This window comes from Bradyrhizobium sp. 22 (assembly GCF_000482425.1).
Classification (GTDB): Bacteria; Pseudomonadota; Alphaproteobacteria; order Rhizobiales; family Xanthobacteraceae; genus Bradyrhizobium; species Bradyrhizobium japonicum_B.
Genome location: NZ_KI519399.1, coordinates 633913 through 657775, shown reverse-complemented (window position 1 = coordinate 657775; position 23863 = coordinate 633913). Strand labels below are relative to the sequence as shown.

The 23863-nt window shown below is 60.2% G+C and carries 20 protein-coding genes; 8 read left to right on the top strand and 12 right to left on the bottom strand.

What is annotated here, in order from left to right; genetic code table 11:
• Positions 1-503: 503 nt before the first annotated feature.
• The gene (locus K410_RS36495; protein ID WP_349509790.1) at positions 504-1775 is read right to left on the bottom strand and encodes a diguanylate cyclase domain-containing protein; all 1272 of its coding nucleotides are present in this window, start codon (positions 1773-1775) and stop codon (positions 504-506) included.
• 621 nt (positions 1776-2396) lie between these two features.
• On the opposite strand from K410_RS36495, the gene K410_RS0104430 reads away from it, so the two are divergent.
• The 3 genes from K410_RS0104430 to K410_RS0104410 all read left to right on the top strand — a co-directional run bounded on the left by K410_RS0104430 (position 2397) and on the right by K410_RS0104410 (position 5749).
• Positions 2397-2597, top strand: a complete 201-nt coding sequence (locus K410_RS0104430) for a hypothetical protein (RefSeq protein ID WP_028133717.1) — start codon at positions 2397-2399, stop codon at positions 2595-2597.
• A 15-nt stretch (positions 2598-2612) separates the two neighbouring features.
• Positions 2613-3020, top strand: a complete 408-nt coding sequence (locus tag K410_RS0104425; RefSeq protein WP_028133716.1) for a hypothetical protein — start codon at positions 2613-2615, stop codon at positions 3018-3020.
• A 2117-nt stretch (positions 3021-5137) separates the two neighbouring features.
• Positions 5138-5749, top strand: coding sequence for a hypothetical protein (locus tag K410_RS0104410; protein ID WP_196235987.1), 612 nt, complete (start codon positions 5138-5140; stop codon positions 5747-5749).
• Between the two features lie 64 nt (positions 5750-5813).
• On the opposite strand, the gene K410_RS0104405 is transcribed toward K410_RS0104410, so the two are convergent.
• The 7 genes from K410_RS0104405 to K410_RS0104380 all read right to left on the bottom strand — a co-directional run bounded on the left by K410_RS0104405 (position 5814) and on the right by K410_RS0104380 (position 14779).
• Positions 5814-6053: a PilZ domain-containing protein gene (locus K410_RS0104405; RefSeq protein ID WP_028133715.1), complete on the bottom strand. Its 240-nt coding sequence runs from the start codon at positions 6051-6053 to the stop codon at positions 5814-5816.
• 493 nt (positions 6054-6546) lie between these two features.
• A complete protein-coding gene (locus K410_RS39240) occupies positions 6547-7083 on the bottom strand; it encodes a hypothetical protein (protein WP_155253224.1) in 537 nt (178 codons plus the stop codon).
• A gap of 654 nt (positions 7084-7737) precedes the next feature.
• Positions 7738-10512, bottom strand: a complete 2775-nt coding sequence (locus K410_RS0104400; RefSeq protein WP_028133714.1) for a molybdopterin-dependent oxidoreductase — start codon at positions 10510-10512, stop codon at positions 7738-7740.
• On the bottom strand, positions 10509-12047 hold the full coding sequence (locus K410_RS36485; protein ID WP_049819928.1) for an NADH-ubiquinone oxidoreductase-F iron-sulfur binding region domain-containing protein: 1539 nt from the start codon (positions 12045-12047) through the stop codon (positions 10509-10511). Before K410_RS36485 ends, K410_RS0104400 begins: the two co-directional genes overlap by 4 nt.
• Positions 12031-12834 (bottom strand): phosphonate ABC transporter ATP-binding protein, encoded by an 804-nt coding sequence (gene phnC, locus K410_RS0104390; protein ID WP_049819927.1) that lies wholly within the window; start codon positions 12832-12834, stop codon positions 12031-12033. Before phnC ends, K410_RS36485 begins: the two co-directional genes overlap by 17 nt.
• Positions 12831-13709, bottom strand: coding sequence for a phosphonate ABC transporter, permease protein PhnE (gene phnE, locus K410_RS36480; RefSeq protein ID WP_245269324.1), 879 nt, complete (start codon positions 13707-13709; stop codon positions 12831-12833). Before phnE ends, phnC begins: the two co-directional genes overlap by 4 nt.
• 179 nt (positions 13710-13888) lie before the next feature.
• Positions 13889-14779: a phosphate/phosphite/phosphonate ABC transporter substrate-binding protein gene (locus K410_RS0104380; RefSeq protein WP_210164231.1), complete on the bottom strand. Its 891-nt coding sequence runs from the start codon at positions 14777-14779 to the stop codon at positions 13889-13891.
• Between the two features lie 228 nt (positions 14780-15007).
• On the opposite strand from K410_RS0104380, the gene K410_RS36475 reads away from it, so the two are divergent.
• Both K410_RS36475 and K410_RS0104370 read left to right on the top strand, forming a co-directional pair.
• Positions 15008-16072, top strand: a complete 1065-nt coding sequence (locus tag K410_RS36475) for a LysR family transcriptional regulator (protein ID WP_155253222.1) — start codon at positions 15008-15010, stop codon at positions 16070-16072.
• 175 nt (positions 16073-16247) lie between these two features.
• On the top strand, positions 16248-17258 hold the full coding sequence (locus K410_RS0104370; protein ID WP_028133711.1) for a phosphonate dehydrogenase: 1011 nt from the start codon (positions 16248-16250) through the stop codon (positions 17256-17258).
• Positions 17259-17807: 549 nt separating this feature from the next.
• Here K410_RS0104370 and K410_RS0104360 read toward each other — a convergent pair.
• Positions 17808-18017, bottom strand: a complete 210-nt coding sequence (locus tag K410_RS0104360) for a hypothetical protein (protein WP_028133709.1) — start codon at positions 18015-18017, stop codon at positions 17808-17810.
• Between the two features lie 94 nt (positions 18018-18111).
• Complete coding sequence (locus K410_RS0104355) at positions 18112-18555, bottom strand: TspO/MBR family protein (RefSeq protein WP_028133708.1); 444 nt, start codon at positions 18553-18555, stop codon at positions 18112-18114.
• A 43-nt stretch (positions 18556-18598) separates the two neighbouring features.
• Between K410_RS0104355 and dinB the strand changes: the two genes are divergently transcribed.
• Positions 18599-19699, top strand: coding sequence for a DNA polymerase IV (gene dinB, locus K410_RS0104350; protein ID WP_028133707.1), 1101 nt, complete (start codon positions 18599-18601; stop codon positions 19697-19699).
• A gap of 152 nt (positions 19700-19851) precedes the next feature.
• Here the strand turns inward: dinB and K410_RS0104345 are convergent, their stop codons facing one another.
• Both K410_RS0104345 and K410_RS0104340 read right to left on the bottom strand, forming a co-directional pair.
• Positions 19852-20145, bottom strand: a complete 294-nt coding sequence (locus K410_RS0104345; RefSeq protein ID WP_028133706.1) for a hypothetical protein — start codon at positions 20143-20145, stop codon at positions 19852-19854.
• A 210-nt stretch (positions 20146-20355) separates the two neighbouring features.
• Positions 20356-21042, bottom strand: a complete 687-nt coding sequence (locus K410_RS0104340) for a DNA-3-methyladenine glycosylase I (protein ID WP_028133705.1) — start codon at positions 21040-21042, stop codon at positions 20356-20358.
• 335 nt (positions 21043-21377) lie between these two features.
• On the opposite strand from K410_RS0104340, the gene K410_RS0104330 reads away from it, so the two are divergent.
• Positions 21378-22772 (top strand): MBOAT family O-acyltransferase, encoded by a 1395-nt coding sequence (locus K410_RS0104330; protein ID WP_028133704.1) that lies wholly within the window; start codon positions 21378-21380, stop codon positions 22770-22772.
• The gene (locus K410_RS0104325) at positions 22679-23839 is read left to right on the top strand and encodes a hypothetical protein (RefSeq protein ID WP_155253221.1); all 1161 of its coding nucleotides are present in this window, start codon (positions 22679-22681) and stop codon (positions 23837-23839) included. Before K410_RS0104330 ends, K410_RS0104325 begins: the two co-directional genes overlap by 94 nt.
• The last annotated feature ends 24 nt before the right edge of the window (positions 23840-23863 follow it).

Genomic DNA, 23863 nt, shown 5'->3' with positions numbered 1-23863 from the left:
ACTCGCGAGAGACCGCAGGCCGCTTCCCAGCATTGTCCAATTCAGAAGAAGGGAATGAAAGAAACCAATTACTTCAAGCCGCTGGGTCTAGCTCTAGGATGACTGGCATTCTTCGGCAACACGTTGCGGAGGAATGCCCACAGGCGGAGAGAGGTTTCGCAGAAGACGTCCTCCAGCGGCTCGAAGCAGAAATTTAGTTCTTCTCGACGCGCTCCCGATCAGTCCGCCGCCTCAGGCGAACCCGACTGACATTTGGAGACTAGCCGCAGGACTGTCCGGCATTTGGGGCACTCGAATGATCGGATTTCGTAACCCGGCGTCACTGGCGAGACATCGCGCAGTAGCCTGCTGACGCTGCAGGAGTAGCAAGCGGGAGCTTCAGCCATGGACAGACCCTTTGGTCGGCGAACACGACCTCACCATGTGCCCAGGCGGTTAACGAGCTTCTAACTTCGCAGACCGTACTGCAACGGGAGGACGAGCGCAGATCGATCGACAACTGGTCACGCAGCGGCGCTTTGGCGACTCGGCTCGGCAGCACTTCGCGCGAGAAGCCGGCGTAACCGCACTAGGTCGTCTTCGGATGCAACTTCACAACGAGACCCGCCGGCGAACTTGGCCTGATAGAGCGCGGCGTCGGCAGCCCGCAGCAAATCGGCCGCTCTGTTCCCGTGCTCGGGGGCCATCGCGATGCCGACGCTCGCGCCGACGCGTGCCCGCGCACCGCAGTCTAGATCATACGGAGCTCCGATCGCCTCGACCAGGCGCCGTCCAAACGCCGTTGCTTGTTCCTCAGTGCAGCCCGCGGCGAGCACGACGAATTCGTCACCGCCGAGGCGCGCCGGCAGGTCGCCTTCCCGCAGAAGACCCCGCATGCGCTCGGCCACGCTCTGCAATAGTCGGTCGCCCGCGGCGTGGCCGTGCGTGTCGTTGACCACCTTGAAGTCGTCGAGATCGAGATAGAGCAGCGCCAGCGTCTCGCCGCGGCTGCCTCGCGTTGTCAGTCGCTTCTCAAGGGCGCCAACGAGCCCCGCTCGATTAGCAAGCCCGGTAAGCTCATCATGTCGCGCGCGCCGGTCGTTCTCGCGTTCGGCACGCATCGTGGCGATCAGCATCCGGTTCAACTTGAAGCAGGCCATGGTCATAGCCACCAGATACATCGGGATCTGGAACAAGAGGACCAGCATGAGCGGCTGTCCCGCCATCAGAGCGCCCGGAATCGTCGGGCCCAGGCTCAGCACGATCATGGCTCCGCAGAGCCGCGGCGCACTGAAGTTGCGGAAGCAGATGCCGCCGACCATCGCTCCGGCGGATACGCAGGCCAGTGTCGCTGCCACCCAGTCGCCCGTCGCCAAGCTGATCAGCGCCCCGTACCCGACGCTGCCGCTCCAGGCAATCGACAGGAGCAGGTTGACGTCGGTTGGCGTAGCGAGATGCCTCAGCGCGCGGTGGCGCGCGACGACCAACACAGTGAGCCGCGTCAGGCAGATCGCAATCTCGATCGCGAGCCATGCGATGAACAACGGCGTCGGCGAGCGCGCCGCAATAGCTGCAGCAACCAGAAGGGTATTCAGGAAGCCACCGATGAAGACCGGCAGCGTGCCGTACAGATTGCCAATCAGCGCGACCCGAATGTCCTCGGGCACGTCCGCGCCGCAGTCGGCGAGCCATCGCGTCACGCGCCAGCGCGGGAGGCTGTAGATTCTCGAATCCGACTGCATCAGCGTGCTCTCGGGCTTCCTGTCGACAAAGTTTCTTGCGGCGATGGTCGCCAAATCGAAGAACTGAAATCAGTGCTCGACGATGGTCGCTTCCGGCTTCGATTTCGCTAAACGAGACGCGCCGACTTTAGGCAAATTGCTTGTTTGCTTAAGAAGCGGTTGAACTGGCTTCGATGATCGCAAGATCCTGCAACGCGGCCACACCCGCTCTGGTGGAATTCCCGTAGAGTCACGGAATCCAAAATGCACGAAAACGTGCTTAATAGTCCCTCAGCACCGGGGCGGGCGTATTTCATCGTGATTTATATTTCTCGCCGGTCGGCCGCAGGCCGGTGGTCTGCGGCCATTCTGCTGTAGCGTGAGGACCGATGCACCGGCTGATGCGCAGCCGCGTGCAGCTTTCCGCCTCCGAGGCGCTGCGGCCGACGTGCTCCACTGGTACAGTCTACCGCGCCTCAGGTTGGATGCGCTCCTTCGCTGGCCAAGTCTCGGCGATTTTCTGAGCTTCTCTCCGCTTGTCCTTGGTCGAAGCGACGCGAAGTCCAAGCTCAGGGGTCGTTGCAAGCTGCAGCCGGAGGTACTAGACTTTCCAGGATTTTAACGGCCGTTTAGCGCCTCTTGAACGCAACGTCGAGGGCGATTTCCTAAGGCAAGATTTTCCGCTGGGGATCTGTCATGTTGGATGCCGCTACCACCGCGGTTTTGCGGGCGGTCCTCGACGAGGTCTGTGAGGACGTTTCCCGCTACGAGACGGGCGCCCGTACGCATGTCGCCTCGAAGATTCTGGAAGCCGCCACCAATGGAGACACCACGCCGGACCGGCTCAAAGAGGTAGGCCGCGAGGCTCTCTCGGGCGTACCGACCATGTGGCGATAATCGCAAGAGGCGGCGGTGAATTTCCAGGTCACAGTCCTGAAGATTCTGGTCAGCTATCCCGGCGGCTTCGCTGGGATGGCCGACCTCAAGCGTGACATGGCGATTCTGGCAACCAGCGGCCCCGATTGGGCCGAGCGCACCAAACGCCTGGCTGCTCGCGTTCCGGATCTGGACATCTTTTCGCAAGGATTGATCGAGCGAATGAACGGTGGGTGGCGGATCACCGACAAGGGGCGCGCGGTGCTGGACGTCATGGAAGCCCGTCATCCGGCTCCAGAGACGGCAATCGCGACAGCGCAAGTCGATGCGTCCCATCCCGCAACATCCCCGCCGCCGCTTACGGTTATGGCACGCCTGGGTAAAGGCAATCGTCGTCAGCGTCGGCAGGCCGCTCGCGAAAGAGCGCGGGCAAAAGCTTCCTGAGCTGGCTCTTGCGCTGGCTCGACCAATGGGAACGCCCATACGCAAGAATTGACAGCCAAGCTGATGGCGCGTGCAAGATCGTTTGAGGCGATCTCGAAACGACACGACCTCCAGATGCGTGACGGCATCGGCGGCTGGCCTTACCGGAGACCTGTCACATCAAATCGACCTGCCTTATCTAGGCGCGGACGAGCGGTCGGTCGCCAACATCACCCCTCTTCGGGACCCCGCACCACGTGAAGATGAGGGTTGGGGATCGGCAACGGTCTCTCGGTTCTCGGGGCAGGCTCCGGCCGGATGCCTTTGAGTGCGTATCGCTCCGCGATCTCTAACAAACGCCGCTTGGTGAATGGGTCGACGCGCTCGGCGATGTCGCGCACGCGCTGCGCCAGCCCGCGGTAAAACTTATCCTCCATTACACTACCAGCCCCACAACAAGAAGTGGTGGCAGTTGATTACAACGCGGCGGTCGAGGTCAATATACCTGCGCCGAACGGGCAGGATTTTCGCGGCGCACCAGTCGGGCTCTAGAAGAGCCCGGCGACAGGTTGGAAGCTGCACAGAAGTGCCGAGAAGGCATGCTTTACGGCTTTGGGCCAAGGTTCCTGCAGGCCCGGATGCCGAGCTCGAGGCCAAGCGGGAAGGAGACCTGCTCCGGAGGTCGCCATGGCTGCGAACGGCCCCAGCCGCAAGTCCAGCTCCGACGACAGCCACCATGAAACCCGCCACCATCAATTATGCCGCAATGGGCGCCGGGGGGGCGGCCCATCGATCTTACGACATCCAGCCTTCGGTGCGCGGGGCTATTGGATCAGGAGTGTGAGCAGCATCACCATCGCAGCCATGCTGACAGCCGTCGTCGCAAGAAACGTACGACCGATAATAGGGGACGGGGACCCGAGTGCTGACTGCTGATCATCCTTCATGTCGGGGCAATGCGCGCATCGAGCCTTTGTTCCCTCACGTGATATTTTTCATTCGTAATAACCCTGAGTTGCAGTGGTTCGCGGCGCTTCGATATGCTCCTGCCAATGCCGATCACGCCTACTGCGTTGGCAGGGCATTTGGGAGTGACCGGTCGGCGCCCGCCGGCGCTTTTTGAGTCGTGCTGGCGGCCCGGCTTTCGTGGTCGACGTAGTTATTCTGATAGGCTCCAATCGAGGAGACTGCATGGGCACCCCGCCTCGATGCGTTCAGTGCGACGTGAGCCGTAGACTGATCCTGATCGAACCGATCGAATTCACGCCCTCATACATGCTCAGCTCCTACGAGTGTCCCAATTGCATGACCGTCGTTCGCCAAGTCGAGCCTCTGCCGAGCAAGACAAATGGTGGGGCCGAATAGACAGGCCCGGCACGGGCTTGCAAACCCTGTACCGGGCCTGACACCCGAGCGACCGGGGCTTTAGTCGCTCGGCCGTAACATTGACTTCTCCGGTGAGCCCGTATTGAGCAACCGAGACAGTTCAGTGATGAGCTGGGCTGGCGCAAATGGTTTCGTCAGCAGGATGCTGTTGGGCATCCCTCGCGACGGCCATTTGTGCGTGGACCAGGCCGTCGTGTAAATGACGGGAAAAAGCTCGCTCGCCTTCGCGCACTTGTCGGGCAATCTCCCAGCCGCTAAGCCGCCTCGAATAGGGAGATGCTATCCATGTCCTCTTAACATGGCGGATTTGGCGGCGTCTGACGAATACTCAGCTACCTCACACCAACGCGCCGTCCTTCGCAATTGAAGCGAGGAGATCTTAGTGCTATCCTTATAGCTGCATCATTCCTTCTGGTCTGATGGGCGGACAATCACAGGCTTACGGACTGCCGCTCGCCGATTTTTTGGAAATTGAAATACTTGAGCCATAGGCCCCGCCTCCGGACCCATTTCAAGGTCGGCCGGGAATGTTCATGGACGTCATTCCCCTCCGTTCTTCCCCAGACTCGGAGGCGGGCCTTTTTCAGTCAAGCTTACCAAAAGGCGATTTTCGCCATGTCTATCCAGACAAGCCGAGCCGATCGCGTGGCAGGCAATCGCATTCCAAATGCAGCACGAGCAGGTCAATACCTACTGGCATCCATACTATGTGCAGCTTTTCTCCTTTCATTCGTAAACACTGCACGGGCTCAATGCTCATCCCGCGACGTCTTGCAGAACCAGCTGAACGGAAAGACACATCCTGTCCCACGCAGCCGATCAGGTCGGTCCGTGATGTTGCGACATGGAAACAAATCAAGATCGGCACCTTTGCCAACCCTCTTGCGCTGCGTAACGCGATGGACGCGGTGGGCTGCAACGTTGGCGGGCAGGCCGCCGAAATCCTCGCTCGACCGAGCTTCACTGTAAGCTCTAAGAAGATTGAGATAAATATTGTCACCGTGTCCCCAGCCGAGCTTGGGTTCGCGACGGACAACGTAGGACTGGCAGCAGTTTACTCGCGCGCTAAAGGACTCGGCTTTGAACTGTCTGCCGCTGAGGTCGGCCCGCAGCTGCGAATTCAATACTTCGATCAGCCGATCGGTGAATTCCTCACGATTGCAATGGAGCCGATCAAGACTTGGAGCGGTGAGCCAATCATTCTGAATGTGGCAAATGGCGGAGCCGGCTTAATCCTTATCGGTCAAGCCGGCAGCGCCGACGCGGAAGTGCCCGTCACTACCCGTTTCGTTTTCACCCAGCCTAGTGAAACTGCGTCCAGCAATCCCTCGCTCGAACAAGCCACAGCAATCCCTCGACGTTGAACACGCCCCCCACAGCGTCTTCCGCGTTCACCAGCTTCTGTTCACGCAGTGGCGAATGCCGGTCTCATTCAAATGTAACGCCAATTCGCTTTTCTTGACGCCAAACCACTCGACAACGTTGATGCGTGCGCGTTCCAGACAGCAGCAGATTGAACTCCGACGGAATGCCTAGCGGACTGGCCACGTCGAGCGCCGCGCCGGTGTCAGAGATGTTTCGTACGACGCAATCGATGGCGCCGCCATTGAACTCGATGATGCCGGACTTCAGCACACGCTGGCGCGGTGCTGTGCGCTGGTTGTCCAGAACCTGGAGCGGCACTTCGGGCTGCGGCTTCTCGGACAGCCTTTGTTGGGCGAGCCTTTCGGCGTGCTGGGCCGCAGTCGCAATGTCCTGCTCTGTCAGAGTCGGTCTGATCCTGGCCCATGCAAGCTTGAACCGCACCTGACCGTCCCTGAAATCAATGGCGACTCCCCTGTCGCCGGGCGTGGGATTCTGACCATAGACATTGCATCCCCACCACCAATGCCGAGTGTGCGGCTGCTTCAGGATTCTTCCGATCGAAAGTCCGCGCCAGACCACTTCATAGTCGTCAACCTGGACCTCGCCATCGACAACCATCGGGCGGAGCCCGATTGTCTCTGGATCCTCGGACATTCTGAAGCAGGCCTCCGACGACGTGATTCTGACTGCGTATTGCAATGGCAATGTCAGCGTCAAGTCAACGGAGACCGTCTAGTGATTGGAAGGATCAGCTCCGGGCATACACCGCGCTTCCTCATCAAAAGAGCGGCGGGAATTAAACTTCCGACCGGCGACGAACTTTTCGAGCCCTGTCCATGAAGGCCAATACGTCCTTGTTGGCCCGCTCTCTCCGTTCTCCATCGGCCAATCGCGGCGATGAACTCGAAGTCCGCCTATCGGTCGGGGCATCGATGACCTCCTGAGGCGGTGCCGCACGTCTTTCTTGCCGCAACGGAGCGGCCGAACGGCGTGTTGCTTTTCCAGGTGCCTTCGCACGCGGTTGGATCGCTTCCGACTCAAAGTCTTGTTCCCGGCGCTGATTGTCCACCCCCGGTTCCTTTTCGGTTCGCGCGCGCCAGACTGTGGATGACAATGTCCCGACGCTCAGGGGCTGTCCTCCTCTACCGCTCACGCCGGCGGCGGTCAGCATGCCGATCATGTCACGCCAGCTCATGCCGCGGCGTTCGGCAGCATCGAACCACCACAGATGGTTGGCGACGAGCAGCGACAACCGTTTCCGTCCCCCGTTAGGCAGATGGAAGTCCTCGGTCATCGCCTTCAGCCCCGCCTCAAGCTCCTTGTTACTCGGCATGTCGACTTCTCCGCATGTCAGATAGATCTAAGCCGCCGAAGCAGCCTCTGCAAGTCTCTGCAAAGCTATGCACGAGACGCAGAATGATGCAGAAGGTTGCAGAGATCACACCTGTGCATCTTCAGGATGCTGCAAACTCGCTTGTGAATCGGCGCGGGGTCCCGACGTCGATCGGCACGCTAAACTATCGATCCACCATGCGGTGGAGAGGGCACTCTTGGACGCTTATTATTCACACGCAACAGTTTTTTGAACGGGTGTGGCAATCTCTGCCTTCAGATTGATATCTTTACGCGTACTGCTCACATCAATCGCTGAACGTTACTGTTCGGTGCGGCGTTCGATCGGACCTGCACAAGCCCGCAATGCATATCGAGGTGAAAGCCATGTCGGCGGGACAGCTTGTCACTCTGCGCTGCGAATGCGGCGTGAGAGAAGAAGGTTATGTCGGCGCTTTGGCCTGACCGGGGACTACGTCGCCGCGGAACGTAATTCGCGTCTTGTGCCACCGCATCCACATGTGCCGTACCAGGCGGCGCAGATGAGCACGCACCCCGACCCCGCCCGGCGTCGTGCTATCCTGCCTTCAGCGAATTCTGCGTATTGTTAGCGCTCGCTTGTGTGAATTCGCGGCGTCAGTTAAAGTGGCGGCATTTAGTTGACCTTGTTCACAACGATTTTAGCGGAGCAGTACTTGTATTCCGGCACGCGTGTGTATGCATCGAGTTTATTGATGGTCAGTTCATTTGCTGCGGCCTCGAAGAACGACATTGCCATCCAGATAACGCCTTGCTGAATTCGCTGATCGGAGACCGGACGAACAGTTACAGCCCCTCGGCGAGTCTCCACGGTTACCAAGTAGTCCGACGAAAGAGCCAGTCGGTCGAAGTCGGAGGGGCAGACGTGGAGCAGTGCTTCAGGACTTAACGCGTCGAGCACGTCAGATCGTCGCGTCATCGAGCCCGTATGCCAATGCTCGCGGACGCGCCCTGTAATCAGCGTGAAGGGAAACGCTGCGTCGGGCAGTTCGCTGGGACACTTACCTTCCAGGGCTGCGAGCCGAGCCCGGGGGCCTCGTGGAAAGCCGGTCGAGAACAGGCTGTCCTGCGGTATCTGATTGCTTCCTATCGGGTGATCCATCCGTAGCGGATCGTTCGGATTGAGAGGATACCGCACGCCGCGTTCGGTCTTGAGCTTTTGCCAGCTCAAGCCGTTGAGGACAGGAACAACCGACGCCATTTCATCAAAAATCGCCTCGTGCGAGTCCCGCGCCCAAGACAGTCCTAGCCGAGCCGCGATGGCGCAGGCGATTGCCCAGTCCTCGCGGGCCATGCCCGGAGGCGATAGCACAGGCTCGACGAACTGGATGATCCGGTCGGTGTTCGTGACAGTCCCGGATCTTTCCGCAAGTGCGGCCGCTGGAAGGATCACATCAGCAAAGGCGGCCGTCTCGGTTGGGAAGATGTCTTGAACCACGAGGTGGTCCAATCGGGCGACGGCTTCCCTGGTGGCGGCAAGATCGGGATTCGCCATGGCGGGATTTCCGCCGACGACATAGAGCCCCTTCATCTTTCCGGCTTTGGCGGCATCCATAATCTCAACAACAGAAAGCCCTGACCCGATCGGAATCTGCGTCTTCCATAGCGTCTCGAAAAGGCTTCTCTGCACAGCGTCGTCAAGCGTGCGGTAGCCGGGAAAATAATGCGGCAATAGACCTGCGTCGCAGGATCCCTGCACATTGTTCTGCCCACGGAGCGGATGAAGGCCAGTCCCCGAGCGCCCGATCTGTCCGCAGACCAAAGCAAAGGCGATCGTTGCGCGGATATTGTCGGCTCCGTGCACATGCTGAGAGGCGCCCATTCCCCAAAAGCACATGGCGGCCGGCGCCTTCGCGAAAAGACGAGCGGCCTCCACGATGGCTTCAGCTGAAACGCCACAGATTCGGGCCGCCACGTCCGGCGTATAGGCTTCGACGCGCTGGACAAGTTCGTCGAAACCCTCCAGTCGATCATCGACAAACTTGCTGTCATAGAGCCCTTCGGCAATCACGAGCTTCGTCATAGCCGACAAAAGTTGGACGTCCGTACCGGGTCGCAATTGCAGGTGGACTGTCGCCAGCCGCGCTAATGGTTGCTCGTAAGGATCGATCAGGATGAGCTTGGTACCGCGCCGAATGGCGTTTTTCATGATCGAGGCGGCAACGGGGTGGTTCACTTCAGGGTTCGAGCCGACCATAAGAGCCACATCCGCGTTAACTATCTGCTCGATCGGGACAGTGACGGCGGAAAACCCGATGGCTTCCGCGAGTGGCGGTACCGAGGCGCAAAGCCGGGTGCAATGATCGATATGGGCGGTGCCGAAGCCGGTCCGTGCAAGCTTCTGGAGAATATATGCGTCCTCGTTGGTTCCCTTGGCCGATCCGAGAACGGCCAAGACATCCCCTCCGTGACGATCTCTTAGGTCGGCGAAGCCGGACGCGGCACGATCCAGCGCTTCGTCCCAGGTCGCGGGGCGAAACATCTCCAGTACCTCGGCGCCCCGAAAATTATGCGAAGCATCTTTGGGGGCGTCGTCGCGTCTGATGAGCGGGACGGTAAGACGCTCGGCATGTCGCAGGTAGCCGAAGCCGAAGCGTCCCTTGACGCAAAGCCGACCGTGGTTGGCCGGCCCATCCGCGCCGTCAGCATACACGACGCGATCCTCGGCGACATGCAGATTTACCCGGCAACCGACGCTGCAGAATGGGCAGACCGTCTCCGCCGAATACTCGATCGCTACCGGTGCTTCAGGCGCGAAGAGCACGGCCGGTGACAAGGCGCCTGTGGGGCACACCTGGACGCACTCTCCGCAGGACACGCAACTGCTGTCGCCGATATCCTTGCCGGTATCGAACGCAACGTGGAGTCCGTCACCGTGACCGGCGAGCGAGATCACGCCGTTGACCTGAACGTCCTGGCAGGCGGACCTGCACAGGCCGCAGCGGATGCACGCGTCCGCATCGACGGTGATCGCAGAATGATTTCGGTCCGGCTCCGAGCGCACCGCGCGGTTGCCGAACCGGCCACTATCGGCCTCGACCCGTCGCACTAGGCGCTGGAAAAGCCCATCCGGGTGCCGCTTCGCCGCCGGCTCGCTCATTTCAGATGCAAGGAGTTCCACAACGGTGCGTCGCGTGCGCCTCGACAGGGCACTATCCGAACGGACCACCATCCCTGGCGCAACGCTGTGGCGGCAAGCCGGCACAAGGCCGTCATGGTTGTTCAACTCGACGAGACACGTCCGGCATGCGGCGATGGGCAGATAGCCTTCGCGCATACAGGCGCAGAGATGCGGCAGGTCGACCCCCGCCGCAACAGCCGCCTCGAGAATGGTTATGCCGACGGCGGCCGGAACCGTCTTGCCATCGATGTCGATGTCGAAAAAATTCATCGCTCATGCTCCGTTAGGATCGGGGTGACCCGCGCGAGGAACTTTCCGGCGCTTCGACCGAGGCCGCAAATGGACGCTTCGCTCATCACCGAGGCGAGGTCATCGAGCAGGCGGCGATCGAGTGGCCCGCCCGCGAGCGCGCGCGCCATCTTGGCGGTACCGATACGGCAGGGAGCGCATTGTCCGCAACTCTCCCGCGCAAGAAAGCCCGCCATTTTTTCGGCGATCCATCGAATGTCGTCGGTCTTGCCGAACACGACGGCGCTGCCGGTGCCGAGGCTCAGCCCCGATGCCAGAAGCTCGGCCAGCGGCACGCCGCAGCGGGAAGCCGGAACTATAGTCCCTGCCGATCCGCCGATGACGACACCGCCGAGCTCTTCCTCCTCGCGCATACCACCAGCCGCTCGCACAAGCGCGTCGAGCGAAGGCAGGGCCCGGATTAGTTTGGGCCCAGGTTTCCGAACCCGACCGGACACGCTGTAGAGCAGCATATCGGGATCGAGCAGGGCGGAAACCGGCACGGCATCCTCGTGGACCGCGCCCCAGGCGCCGCGAAGGCGGTAAAGGGTCTCGACGTTGTGGACCAGCGTCGGTCGTCCCTGCAACCCGCGCTCAGTCGGATAGGGCGGACGCTCACGCGGGCGAGCAGGCCGCCCCTCCAGGCTGGCAATCAGAGCAGTTTCCTCGCCGCAGATATAGGCGCCGCCACTACGCCGCAGATGGACATCGAGCCCCGCGGTCAAACCTGCGGCGACCGTATCGTCGATCGCGCGACGCACAATGGCATGAAGATCCGCGTAATCGTCGCGCAGATAGAAAAATAGCTGCTTTGCTCCGGTAACCGATGCGGCAACGAGCGCGGCTTCCAGTACGCCGTGCGGATCGCTCTGCAGGATGAAGCGATCCTTGAACGTCGCAAGTTCGCCTTCGTCCGCATTGACGACCACCACCGGCTCTCCTCCTGTCGCAATCAGGCTTTGCCACTTGCGATGCACGGGAAACCCGACGCCAGCTCGACCGACAGCGTTCCGGCCAGCGATGTTCTGCAGAATTTGATTTTTTTCCGTCGGCATCCGCTGCAGCCTGTTGACGACTGTGTAACCGCCGGCCGCGCGAAACGTCTCGAACGATCGCGGCGCCGGTTCGGAGTCCGGCACGTCGCAACGTCCTCCGCAAACGCCGGGACGCATCTCGCGATCGATGTCCGCTGGTCCGCGCAACAGCGCACAGACCAAGTCGCAGCAATTGTTCGTATAGTTGCCGTAGGGAACAGTGGCGCCGTAGTTTACGGCCGGAAACGCCGTCGCCACTTCGTAGACCTCGGCCGAGGTAAGCCGAAGACGTTCCGCGATATACTGAAGCCCAGCTTGGGAGACGCTCCCCTGGCGGTCACGGATGTCGAGAAGGATTTCCAGCAGCCCGTCGCGTGCGGTGCCGTGCGACAGCAGCGCCGTCTCGATCGCCGCGATCTCCTGCGTACCGGCAATAGGCCCGCCTGCACCGTACGATCTTGGACGCTTATGCTTTGACCGCACTATAGAGCTCCTCGCGCACACTCGCCTTGAAATCGTCCGACGGCCCGTCGAAGAAGATCCGGCCATCCTTGAGCGCCACAATGCGGTCGGCATAACGAACCGCCAACTCGACCTGGTGCAGGCTGCACAAGACGGAAAAGCCGCAATCACGAGCTGCTTGCTGAAGGATCTGGAGAATATTCTCGGAAGACTCCGGGTCGAGGCTCGATATTGGCTCATCGGCCAGGATCAATTCGCCCTGCTGGGCGAAGGCTCGAGCGATCGCCACGCGCTGCTGCTGGCCTCCGGAAAGCGTTTGGGCTTTCTGATAGGCTTGGTCGAGCAGGCCAACACTATCAAGGCAAGCCAAGGCGAGTTGCCGGTCGGATTTCGAGAAGCGCCGCAGCATCGCGCGCATCGTCGACGTGTAGCTGAGCCTAGCCGCAAGCACGTTATCCAGGGCGCTGAGGCGCTTGACGAGGTTGAACTGCTGGAAGATGAACCCCACTTGGCGGCGAAAATCGTTTAGTGCGCCGGCGTTTAGACTCGTTATTGTGGTGTTGTTGATGCTGATATGACCGCTATCAGGCTCGATTAGGCGGGTGAGACAGCGGAACAATGTGGACTTCCCACCGCCGCTCGGTCCCAAAAGCACGACGAACTTCCCTCTGGGGATCGAAAAGGACACGTCGTCGAGGACCCTGCGGGTGTTAAATGACTTGCAGAGATTTCGCACAGTGATGACGTCGGTCTGCGCAGCATCGAATGGTTGGCAACGGGTCAGATCGATCGGTGTGACGGTATTCAAGGCATTTCTCCTCTGCTGAGCCGTACCGGTGCGCCATGACCAGCGCTGCTGGCCGCGTCGGGATTCAGAATTTTGTTACGCACCCAGGAGCTCAAACTGTCTATGGCGACGACCATAATCAGGATGACGCCGAGAACGGTCAGCATCTTTGGAAAATCGAGCAGGTCGATGGAGTCCTTCAGCGTCTGCCCGATTCCGCCCGCGCCGACGATACCGAGTACGGTCGAGGCTCGGACATTGAACTCCCAGATGTACAGCGTCGTCGCGATGATGTTCGGCCAGACATCAGGAAGCAGCGCATAGCGAAAGGTCTTCACGGGGCCCGCGCCTGTGAGTTGGACGGCCTCCACCGGGCCAGGGTCGGCCGGCTCGATTACCTCGGTGAGCAACTTACCCAGGGCGCCGACCATATTGAACGTGATCGCAAGCACGCCGGTGAAGGGGCCGAACCCGACGGCCGCAACGAAGATCAAGGCGAATACTAGGATTTCCGTCCCTCGCAGCACGGAGAACAGGCCTCGCACTAGGCGGTAGATCAGCATATTCGGTGTCGTGTTGCGTGCGGCGAGCGGCACCAACGGCAAACAGATCACGAGAGCGAATATCGTCCCTACAGTTGCCATGGCCAGGGTCTGGAATGCATCGCGCAGGATTCGGTCGATGTCGCGCAGGTCGGGAGGAAACATCTGCACGAACCAGTTCGCGATCTTGGGAAGGCCGCTGGCCAGTTTGTAAATGTCGATCCGCACGGCCGAGAAGCAAGTGGCCAAGAACGCCGCTACGCAGATAAAGATCAGGACGTTCCGAATGTTGCGCCAACAAAATACCCGTACACCAGGCTCCATAAAGCGTTTTTCTGACAAGTCAGCGATCAACACAGATCCTCCCCCGCAATTACGGCAACTCGTCGTCCCAGAGCGGTGAGACCGCTGGCCTGGTAATGAGTTCGTCCATTGATTTCGTGCGACCGACGAGCGCTGAAAATATCCACCCGCCGCCGGTCGCGCAGGAATACGGGCAGGGCGCCAGAATGCGCTCGCCCAACTGAATGTAATCAGGTGCGCAGCTTGCCGGTTACGCGTCCGGCTTCCTCGATGATCGCGTAGTCCTTGTGGCTCGCAGGGACAAAACCGTTGTACCCGCTGCCCATGAGCGACTGCGCTTTCTCCTCCGAAAGCCCGACCAGGATCGCCAGGAGTTTCTTCTTCAACTCCGGATCGAAATTCTTCGGCACGCAGATAGCGTCATTCGGAAGTTGATCGGAAGTCCAATAGACCTTGACCTTGTTGGGGTCCATTTCGCCAGCTTCGATCATGCCGTTGCGACCTCGATCCATGTTTGAACCGAGGTCGATCAGGCCCTGCTGGATCATCGAGACGTTGTTTCCGAAAGTTGCGCCCTCGCGCAACTGGAAGAAATCACGCGGATCAATGCCGTTTTTCACCAGGAAGGCGTAGGGGACGAGCCAGCCGGACGTATTGCCCTGATCGCTCAGCGACAGCTTCATTCCCTTTGCGTCCTTCGGGAACTCCTTGATCGAAAGATCCGGCCGTCCTTCGATGATGGCGTGGTAAAACGGCTTGCCACGATATTTTGCAGTCGCGAGCACTTCAGTGCCGACCCGGTGATATGCCAGCACATAACCCCACGGTCCGAGCCAGCCCACATCTACGTGGCCATTGGTCATAGCGACCGATATTGCAGACCAGCTTTCGGGGGACACCAGTTCGTAGGTGGCCCCCATCTCGTCAGCGATGTATTTGAAGACGGGCTCGAATTCCTTGAGGGTGATGGCTGGGGTTGGACGAAGTGGGGCGATAGCAAACCGCAGATGCAGTTTGCCATTGCGCATTTCCTGACCGCGAGCCGCGCTGGCGGCAAGGCCGAGCGAAGCTGCAGAAATAGAGGAGGCGGCAAGCGCTCCGAAACGACGACGCGTCAGCATGAAAGTCTCCATAGATCAATTCTGTTTGAGGCATCGACCGCACGCCGTGCCTTGCGCTTGCAACGTGGGCTATCGTCTTGCGCCTAGTTGCGAGGGTAGAATTATATTAACGAATGAAAATTGAATAACATTCGTATTACGATATGATGACGATTTAAGAAACTCGCTATAGAATGACAATAAAAGCAAATAATCAGACATTTTTATCATCGGAAAATCGGATTTATCTTGAAAAAGATTTCGTTTTGTAATGTCAATAATCTAATTTCGCGTGAGTTCGCGTATTCGGCGCGCATTTGTTCAAGAGCAACTATTCCGCGATGCCGCCGCCGGCGCGTGAACAAGACGATCAGGCCAACCGGTGGAGCGTTGGCGAAGTTAATCCGTCAGCAGGAGACTGAGACCCAGATGCTAGTTCTATCTCAAGTTCAGACGTTTCTTGCGATCATAGATGAAGGAAGCATCCAGTCTGCGGCGACGCGCTTGTCGTGCTCGCAGCCCACCGTCTCGCAACAACTGCGAAAGCTTGAGGAGTTTTTCGGCGTTCCGCTAGTCGTGCGCAACAGAGGCCACTCGGCTCCAACACGAGAGGGCGAGCTCTTTCTGCCACATGCGCGATCATTGCTCGCCACAGCTGAGCGAGCCCGCGAGCTGATTGAGGAGCGCCATCTCGTTGTCGCGGCAAGCGGCAACGTCGGCGTATTCCTCGCGCCTCGCTTGGTTGCTGGCTTCGAAAGGCAGCTGGGTCGAGAAGGAATCGTCGATCTTCGTATCGGCGCCAATCGACGCGCGATCGATGCGCTCCTATCTGGTGAAGCCGATGTGATCATGACCGAATGGGCCGAAGATCATGCTTCGGTGGAGTGGCTGCGCTGGCGTCGAGAAAAGCTTGTCGTGATCGTGGCACCAAATCATCCCCTGGCCCAACGCGGCTGTATCAGCAAAAAAGAGCTGTTGGAGTATCCGATGATGGGCGGCGAGCCTGGAACTGGAACCGGGCGCCTCCTTGGAAGCCTTTTTGGCAAGGATGTCGAAAAACTCCGGATTGAGCGCCAGCTCGGCAGTACAGCAGCAGTAAAGGAAGCGGTTAAGGCAAATCTTGGCGTGTCGATCGTGCTTGCTTGTTCGGTTACCGAGGATATGGCCTTTGGCTCTCTCGTAGCGATCGACATCGAGGAAGCCGACATATTCAAGAATCTGTTCTTGGGGGTTTCCGGAGAAAGTCCGGAGACATCCCTGTCTCGTCAATTTGCCCGGTTTTGCAGCGCGGCAGGCACGACATCCGATGCGTGAGTGCAGATCGCCACCTGGGCAGCAAGGGCAATGTCGTGGTCGGCAAGGTTCTGTATCCGTCATCCTCATCGTTTCTGCCGTGCGCCGCATGACAGCGGCATTTCAGCCACCGGTCTCTGACCAATCGTAAATAATCGTGCAGACCACTCCGCCAATTCCTGAGGAAGCTCGACCGATGACACGAAAGACTTTGATCACAAACTGGGTGCATTCCGAAGTCATCGATTTGCTGCGGGTCCGTGGGGACGTCGAGGTCAATCTTTCACGGCAGCCATGGCTAAGGGAGACCATACTATCCCGATTACGGAATGCGGATGCCATGATCGCGTTCATGACGGACCATATCGACGATGAATTTCTCGAACAGTGTCCGCATCTGCGGGTTATCGCCTGTGCTCTCAAGGGTGCTGACAATTTCGATCTCGCCGCCTGTCGACGTCGCGGTGTCGCAGTGAGTATCGTCCCAGACCTGTTGACGGCCCCAACGGCTGAACTGACCGTGGGGCTCATGATAGCTCTTGGCCGGAACCTGCTTGCGGGCGACCGGTTGATCCGGGAAAAATCCTTTGCGGGGTGGCGCCCAATCCTCTACGGAACAGGCCTTGACGGAGCAGCCGTAGGAATTGTCGGAATGGGCTCTGTTGGGCAGGCGATCGCGCACCGGCTCCGTGCATTTCGCTGCCGGTTGGCCTATTATGATGCGAGACCACTTTCGCCTGCCAAGGAGGACGCGTTTGGCCTCATACGGCGCGATCTTGCACAGCTGCTCGCCGAGAGTGACTATATAGTGTTGGCTCTACCCCTCGCCGCGAATTCCTTGCACCTGATCAATGCTGAAATCTTGGCCGGAATGAAACCGGGCGCTCTCCTGATCAACCCGGCGCGGGGCTCCCTGGTTGATGAGGTTGCAGTTGCCAATTCTCTCGAGTCGGGCCACCTCGGCGGTTATGCCGCCGACGTATTCGAAGTGGAAGACTGGGCACGACAGGACCGTCCGACTTGCATCGAGCCGCGGCTGCTGGCGCATCCTGGCACTGTCATGACGCCCCATCTCGGCTCTGCTGTCGCTGCCGTACGGCGCGACATTGCCCTGGCCGCTGGGCGAGACATCCTGCGTTTTTTGGATGGTGAAGCAATGCTGGGTGGGGTCGTCGATCCCCGCACGGCCAGCGCGACGATCTCATGATCGTCGATTGCCTCGCTTAGAAAGGAATGCCGTCGCCGTTCGCCGACGACAGCTCGCTCGGCTCGGCCGCTGCACTTCGTCGTGACGTCGCGGGCGCCGGTGCGTTCTGTACTTCCGGGCCTCGAACCAATGATCTTCGCTGTCTTGACGTCAGGCGCCATTTTTGTGTTTGTTACGCTGATATGGAATTTTGTGTTTGTTACGCTGATATGGAATGATGAAGTGAATGACTGGAACAATCCGCCGCCGGGCTTCTGCGAGGTCGACGGGTCGCCCACGGCGGCACGTCGGTGGCGCGATCGTTCATCCAAACCCTAACGATGGTCGATATCGCCACGGGCTGGACGGAGTGCCTTCTGTTGGTGACGCGGGATAGCTCGCTGGTTGCCGAGGTGATGAAGCACGCACAGAGCCTGTTCCCCTGGCTTCTACGCGGTGTAGGCTTCGACAAGCGTAAGGTCGGAAATTACATAGTAATTTCAATTGTATATGAGTTCGTAGTTTTGTTCTGAATGGCGCGCCAGCGGCCAGCCATTCAGGTCCCGCCACTCACGTCAGCATCGCGATGATCGCCTGGAGCTGGTCGGACGCGGCCGTCACCAATCCGTCATACGACGTCTGGCCGTGCGCGGCGGCGTGCAGGATGCATTCGGCGACGGCTGCTTTCAGGCCGAACACTGATTGATGGGACGGCACGCTCGCCATCACGGTCTCCAGCGCTTGACGCATGGTTTGAATGAGCTCGGAGCTGTACTGCATGGGCTGTCCTCCCGCGGCTCATATTGGGTCGCGTGTCCATGCTTGCCACTCACATGCCTGAGATTGTCTTTTGAATCGGTCGAGACCGATCGTCTCAATTCAACCGCCAGATCGCCGCATTGAGCACGCCGGCAAATGCGACCCACGCCGCGTAGGGCACGAACAAGGCGGCGGCCAGCCTGTCGCGTGACAGCTCGAGGCCGATATAGGTCACGATCGCGCCGAGCAGCGCGATGAGGATGACGAGCGCGGCGCCAATCTGGTGCATCGTGAACATGACCGGAGACCATGCAAAGTTCAGGGCCATCTGCGCGGCCCAGGCCAGCATCGCTTTGCCCCGGGGGTCGCGGCGAAAGGTCCGCCATCCCGCAATGGCGATGAGCGTGTAGAGGATGGTCCAGGCCACCGGGAACGCCCAGTTCGGCGGCACGAAGCCCGGCTTGGCAAGCCCGGCATACCACTCGCCGGGCGGATTGGTCGCGCCGATCAGCCAGCCGATGCCGACCACGCCCACCACGAACAGCACCAACTGAAACATCCGTCACCTCGCACTTCTCATGCTGCAATTGTATCATCTTTCCATGAGCGAATCCGACCCGGTGACTGGCAAGGCTGCGCCGGTGCGCAAGATCATCCATATCGACATGGATGCGTTCTACGCGTCGGTGGAACAACGCGACAATCCGCAGCTGCGCGGACAGCCGGTTGCGGTCGGAGGCTCGGCGGAGCGCGGCGTCGTCGCGGCCGCCAGCTACGAGGCGCGCAAGTTCGGCGTTCGCTCCGCCATGCCGTCGGTGACGGCGAAGCGGCAATGTCCGGACCTGATCTTCGTCAGGCCGCGCTTCGAGGTCTACAAGGCGATCTCCAGGCAGATCCGCGACATCTTCGCCGAGCACACGCCTGTTATCGAACCGTTGTCGCTCGACGAGGCCTATCTCGACGTGACGGAAAATCGGCAAGGCATCCCGCTGGCGCGAGACATCGCGCTGCGGATCCGCGAGAAGATCAAGGCCGAAACCGGCCTCAACGCGTCGGCCGGCATCTCCTACAACAAGTTTCTGGCCAAGCTCGCCTCCGATCATCGCAAGCCCAACGGGCAGTTCGTGATCGCGCCGGAGATGGGACCGGCTTTCGTCGAAACGCTGCCGGTCGGCAAGTTTCACGGCATCGGGCCGGCGACTGCCGCGAAGATGAATTCGCTCGGCCTGTTCACCGGCCTCGACATCCGCAACCAGACGCTGGAGTTCATGAATGCGAATTTCGGCAAGTCGGGCGCCTATTATTACTGGATCTCGCGCGGCGTCGACGAACGGCCGGTTCGGGCCAACCGGATTCGCAAGTCCATCGGCGCGGAGAACACGTTCTCGACCGATCTGGCCGAATATGACGCGCTGGCCGCCGAGCTCAGACCTCTCGTCGACAAGGTCTGGCGCCATTGCGAGGCGACCGGCAATCGCGGCCGGACCGTCACCCTGAAGATCAAGTTCGCCGACTTCGAGATCATCACGCGCAGCCGGTCCGTCCTGGCCGCGGTCAGGGGCCGGGACGATCTGGAGCGGCTGGCCTGCGGCCTGCTCGAGGCCGAGATGCCGCTGGGAAAGCGCGTCAGGCTGCTGGGTGTCTCGCTGTCCGCCCTCCAGGCCGGCGACGACGCGGAGCCGCAGCTGACGCTCGGCATTTGAGCGAGGCCGCTCGCCGGAAACGCAAGGTGATCGAGAACAGCTGAGGACGTCCCTATGTGGCGAGAGCCCTCACCCGCCGCGCTCGGCAAGCCCGACCGCCTCTCCGGCAAGCGGGAGAGGCGGAGCAAGCCTAGGCAGCACCCGCGTCACACTCAATGCCGCATGTGCTCGAACACCACGATCACGCCGGTCGGCTCGGGCTCGTGCGCCATCAGGCGGGTCAGGTCGGAATCGCCCCAATCGGCGAGGCTGACGACTTCACCGCTCTGGCGATCGGCGCTGGGCGACGCAGTGGGCTCGAGCACCTTGAGGCCCATTTCGTCGACGAAGAAGGTGTGCTCGCCGAACATGCTGTTGAGCTGCGGCATGGCGGGATGCTCGTCAGGCAGCACTTGGGCGCCGAGCTGGTTGACGGTCTGCTTCACCTGTTCGGATGTGAGCTTCATGAGCTGCTCCGTTCTGTGTCCGGTTTCATTGGCCTGGGCGGGAGCGCGCGTTCCCTGCACCTTTGTCCGCCTGGCTCAAGCCCGAACAGGTGCTGCAGACAAATGTTCCGGCGAAATGCATTTTGTGATCGCGCGTTCGCATCTGCCGCGCTCACGGCACGAGATCGCCACAGGATGCACACGATCTGCCGGCTGAGCCAGGCTCACAGATTATTCGCTGCGGTTCTCGCCCACCGACAGCGCGCAGATGCGCGATAGATAAGTGTAGGGCAGGCCGGTTTCCTCGGCCCAGGCGTTGAACTGCGCCTGCACCTTGGCGAGATCGCCCCTCGACTTGACCTCTTCTGCAATGTCGAGACCGGCATCGCGCAGGCAGACGACGACGTCCTTGGACGTCACAAAGCCGTCCCAGCCGACGAAGCGCAGCAGCATCTGGCCGGTGTTGCCGCCCAGACGGCTGCCGCGCCTGGTCAGGAGATCGAGCAGGCCGATCTGGTTGGACGACGGCCATTTCGCCAGAAACTTGGCGAAGCTGCCATGCTCCTTCGCGATCTCCTGGACGAACGCGGCGTTGTCGCGCACCGACATGATCTTGGCCCCGTTGCGCACGATGCGCGCGTCGCGCAACAGGCCTTCCCAATAATCTTCCGGCTGGAAGCTGAGCTTGGCAGGCTGGAAATGCAGGAAGGCCTCTTCAAAGCCATCCCATTTCGAATCGATCACGCTCCAGGCGAAACCGGCGCAGAACACTCGCTTGGTCATCTCGGCCAGAATGCGATCGTCGCCGAGCTTGGCCAGACGCTTCAGGTCGGGCTTTCCCGGCATCAGCTTTTCCAGGGCCTTGGGCCCGCCCTTGCGTTTCTCGGCGCGGGCGCGAATGGTCTTGAAGGAGGGCATGCGGACACGAGCGATTGAGGGCCCGTCACGACATCAGAGTTCGCGCCACAGGTCCAGCACCGCGGAGGTGAAGTCCGTGATGATGATGCGCCCAGGGCGCAGATTGTCGGGTGTGCGTCCCAGGGGCGCACCCTCCGAGAGCCCGCGCACGGCCGAAACGGTTGATTTCGCCTCAAAGTTGCTATTGGATGTTGCAGTAGTAAACAGGCATCAGTCGCCGCTTTCCCTGAACTGTGATCGATTGCGCGATCCCGGTGGCACGTCCGCCCGTATCGTTTTCCGACGGAGCGGAACACGAGCGGTGTCGCAGCCCAATAATGTGACTTATTCCTGCAATGTCCTTTGTCTCCGTCGCGTTCCTCTGTCTCGTCCCCGCGACCTTCCTGCTATACCACGCGACTTCCAGGCTCCCGGTCCAAAATCTGATCATATTGACGGCAAGCTACGTTTTTTACGGCTGGTGGGACTGGCGCTTCCTGCCCTTGCTGATCGGAATTTCCATCGTCAATTACGCGGCGGCGATCCTGATCGCCGCGACCCCTCACGAACACACCCGAAAGCTTCTGGTTTTTGCCGCGGTCGCGGCGGCGATGGTCGTTCTCGCGATATTCAAGTATTTCAACTTCTTCGTCGATTCGTTCGCGACGCTTGCGCAGCGCGCAGGACTACGTGCGAACCTGCCGACATTGCACATCGTCTTGCCGCTCGGCATCTCGTTCATCACCTTCCAGGGCATCGCCTATGTGGTGGACGTCTATCGCGGCAGACACGTCGCGGAGAGAAGCCTCGTCAAGTTTCTCGCCTTCAAGGCGTTCTTCCCGCAGCTCGTGGCGGGACCGATCGAAAGAGCCAGCAATCTCCTGGATCAATTTTCCAAGCCGCGCCAATTCACGGCCGACCACGCCGAGCGCGCGCTCTGGCTCCTGATTTACGGCTATGCCATGAAGATCGTGGTGGCGGACAGCCTGGCGGTGATCGTCGACACGCTCTTCATTCCGGATCAGCCCTTTGGCTGGTCGGTCGTGCTCGCCACGATCGCATTCGGCATCCAGATCTATGCCGATTTCAACGGATATAGCCTGATCGCAAAAGGCGTTGCACTGCTGTTCGGCTTCGAGCTGATTTGGAATTTCCGTTACCCTTATTGGTCGGTTTCGATCAGCGAGTTCTGGCGACGCTGGCACATCAGCCTCAGCACATGGCTGCGGGACTATCTGTATATCCCGCTCGGGGGCAACCGCCACGGCGCGGCGATCACGAACCGGAATCTGATGCTGACCATGGCGTTGGGAGGCCTCTGGCACGGCGCATCCTGGACTTTCGTGCTTTGGGGGCTGCTTCATGGCGCAGCTCTGGCGCTATGGCGCAGGGTGCCGGGCGGAGACGCGCCGTCGTCAAAGGCGGCTCGCGGCGCTGGCTGGGCCGTCACGATGCTGGTCGTGTTTGTCGGCTGGTTTCTCTTTCGAGCCGCCAATTGGACCTTGCTGGTCGGCATGCTGAGCGCTCTCGCGAACTGGGAATGGGCGCCGGTGCACAGCGCCATCGTGCTGGCAATTCTGTCGTTGGCCGGCCCGCTGATGCTCCTGGAATGGCAGCTACAGTTGCGCGGTGACTATTTCCTGCTTCACCGGCCTGCGTGGATGAGATATCCGCTGTTTGCGGCTCTGGCGGCCGTGACCATCGCGGCGTCCGGGCATGTCAACGCCACCTTCATCTACTTTCAGTTCTAGCCATGCTGAAGCGCACGATCCAGGCGATCGAAAAATGGCCGCTGAGCCATGCGGTCCAGACGGTGGCGCGCGAATTTGTTCCGGTCGCGGTATTGACCGCACTCATTCTCGGTAGCGCGCATTACATCTACCAGCAGAGCAAGCATCAATGGTCGCGCGGGATCGAGACCTATATCGTGCTCGAGCAGATCAGGCGTTCCGAGCGGCTGCCGACCTCCGATCTCGCTTTTCTCGGCGACAGCTCGTGCCTTTTCGGAGTTCACGTCCCGACCCTCTTGCAGGCGTTTCCGGGATCGAACGTCGAATCGTTCTGCACCATCGGGTTCGTCGGCCCGGATGGCTACGCTGCCATGCTCGACAAGATGATCGCCCGCGGACGCCAACCGAGGAAGCTCGTTCTGGTGTTCAGTCCGGTCCAGTTCGAGCGCGATCCAAGATGGGACGCGTGGCCGGATTTCATCAGGACGGACCATTTCGAAGCTCCTTCCGTCCTGACCTTTCCGGCCGGGGGGCTCGAATATATCCGGCTGCTGATGGAGCGGGCGGTGTACAACCCGCTCCCGGGCGCTTATGCGGTCTACTACGGCGGCAAGGACCAGTTCATTTCGACCATTTGGCGCGAGCATGGCGGCGCCATTGAGCCCAACCGGATGCTCAATGTGCGTTCGCTGAAAGCTTTCAGGGCCACGCTGGCCGGTCACGCTCTTCTCAAGCCGCTACCCGATTCAAAACCGTTCGTGATGAACGCGGAATTCGAAAAGGCTCTCGACTCTCTGTCCGCAACGCTTTCGAAGCTCGATCGCTCAAAGATCTATCTCGTGATCGCGCCGGTCAATTCGGTCAATGCCCAGGGCGGCCCGCAGAGCTTCCACACCGACGCCGGCAGGAAAATTGCGGCTCGCCTTGGCCTTGATCCCTCGCAGTTTCTCGACACCCCGGCCGTCATGCTGGATATCCTCTTTGCGCATTATCCGTCGCATTTGCACCGGTGGGGACGGATCATCTACACCGAGCAGCTTGCCGGGACACTGGCCGATCGAGGAATCCTGGAATCCGCCGGCAACTGATCCGTCCGCGCCGCTGAAAACGCG

What these genes read in the sequence shown, in the direction of transcription:
- K410_RS0104430 (WP_028133717.1), top strand. Translation starts at nt 2,397, where the DNA reads ATGTTGGATGCCGCTACCACCGCGGTTTTGCGGGCGGTCCTCGACGAG.
- K410_RS0104410 (WP_196235987.1), top strand. Translation starts at nt 5,138, where the DNA reads ATGCTCATCCCGCGACGTCTTGCAGAACCAGCTGAACGGAAAGACACA.
- K410_RS39240 (WP_155253224.1), bottom strand. Translation starts at nt 7,083, where the DNA reads ATGCCGAGTAACAAGGAGCTTGAGGCGGGGCTGAAGGCGATGACCGAG.
- K410_RS0104400 (WP_028133714.1), bottom strand. Translation starts at nt 10,512, where the DNA reads ATGAATTTTTTCGACATCGACATCGATGGCAAGACGGTTCCGGCCGCC.
- K410_RS0104380 (WP_210164231.1), bottom strand. Translation starts at nt 14,779, where the DNA reads ATGCTGACGCGTCGTCGTTTCGGAGCGCTTGCCGCCTCCTCTATTTCT.
- K410_RS0104370 (WP_028133711.1), top strand. Translation starts at nt 16,248, where the DNA reads ATGACACGAAAGACTTTGATCACAAACTGGGTGCATTCCGAAGTCATC.
- K410_RS0104360 (WP_028133709.1), bottom strand. Translation starts at nt 18,017, where the DNA reads ATGCAGTACAGCTCCGAGCTCATTCAAACCATGCGTCAAGCGCTGGAG.
- K410_RS0104355 (WP_028133708.1), bottom strand. Translation starts at nt 18,555, where the DNA reads ATGTTTCAGTTGGTGCTGTTCGTGGTGGGCGTGGTCGGCATCGGCTGG.
- dinB (WP_028133707.1), top strand. Translation starts at nt 18,599, where the DNA reads ATGAGCGAATCCGACCCGGTGACTGGCAAGGCTGCGCCGGTGCGCAAG.
- K410_RS0104345 (WP_028133706.1), bottom strand. Translation starts at nt 20,145, where the DNA reads ATGAAGCTCACATCCGAACAGGTGAAGCAGACCGTCAACCAGCTCGGC.
- K410_RS0104340 (WP_028133705.1), bottom strand. Translation starts at nt 21,042, where the DNA reads ATGCCCTCCTTCAAGACCATTCGCGCCCGCGCCGAGAAACGCAAGGGC.
- K410_RS0104330 (WP_028133704.1), top strand. Translation starts at nt 21,378, where the DNA reads ATGTCCTTTGTCTCCGTCGCGTTCCTCTGTCTCGTCCCCGCGACCTTC.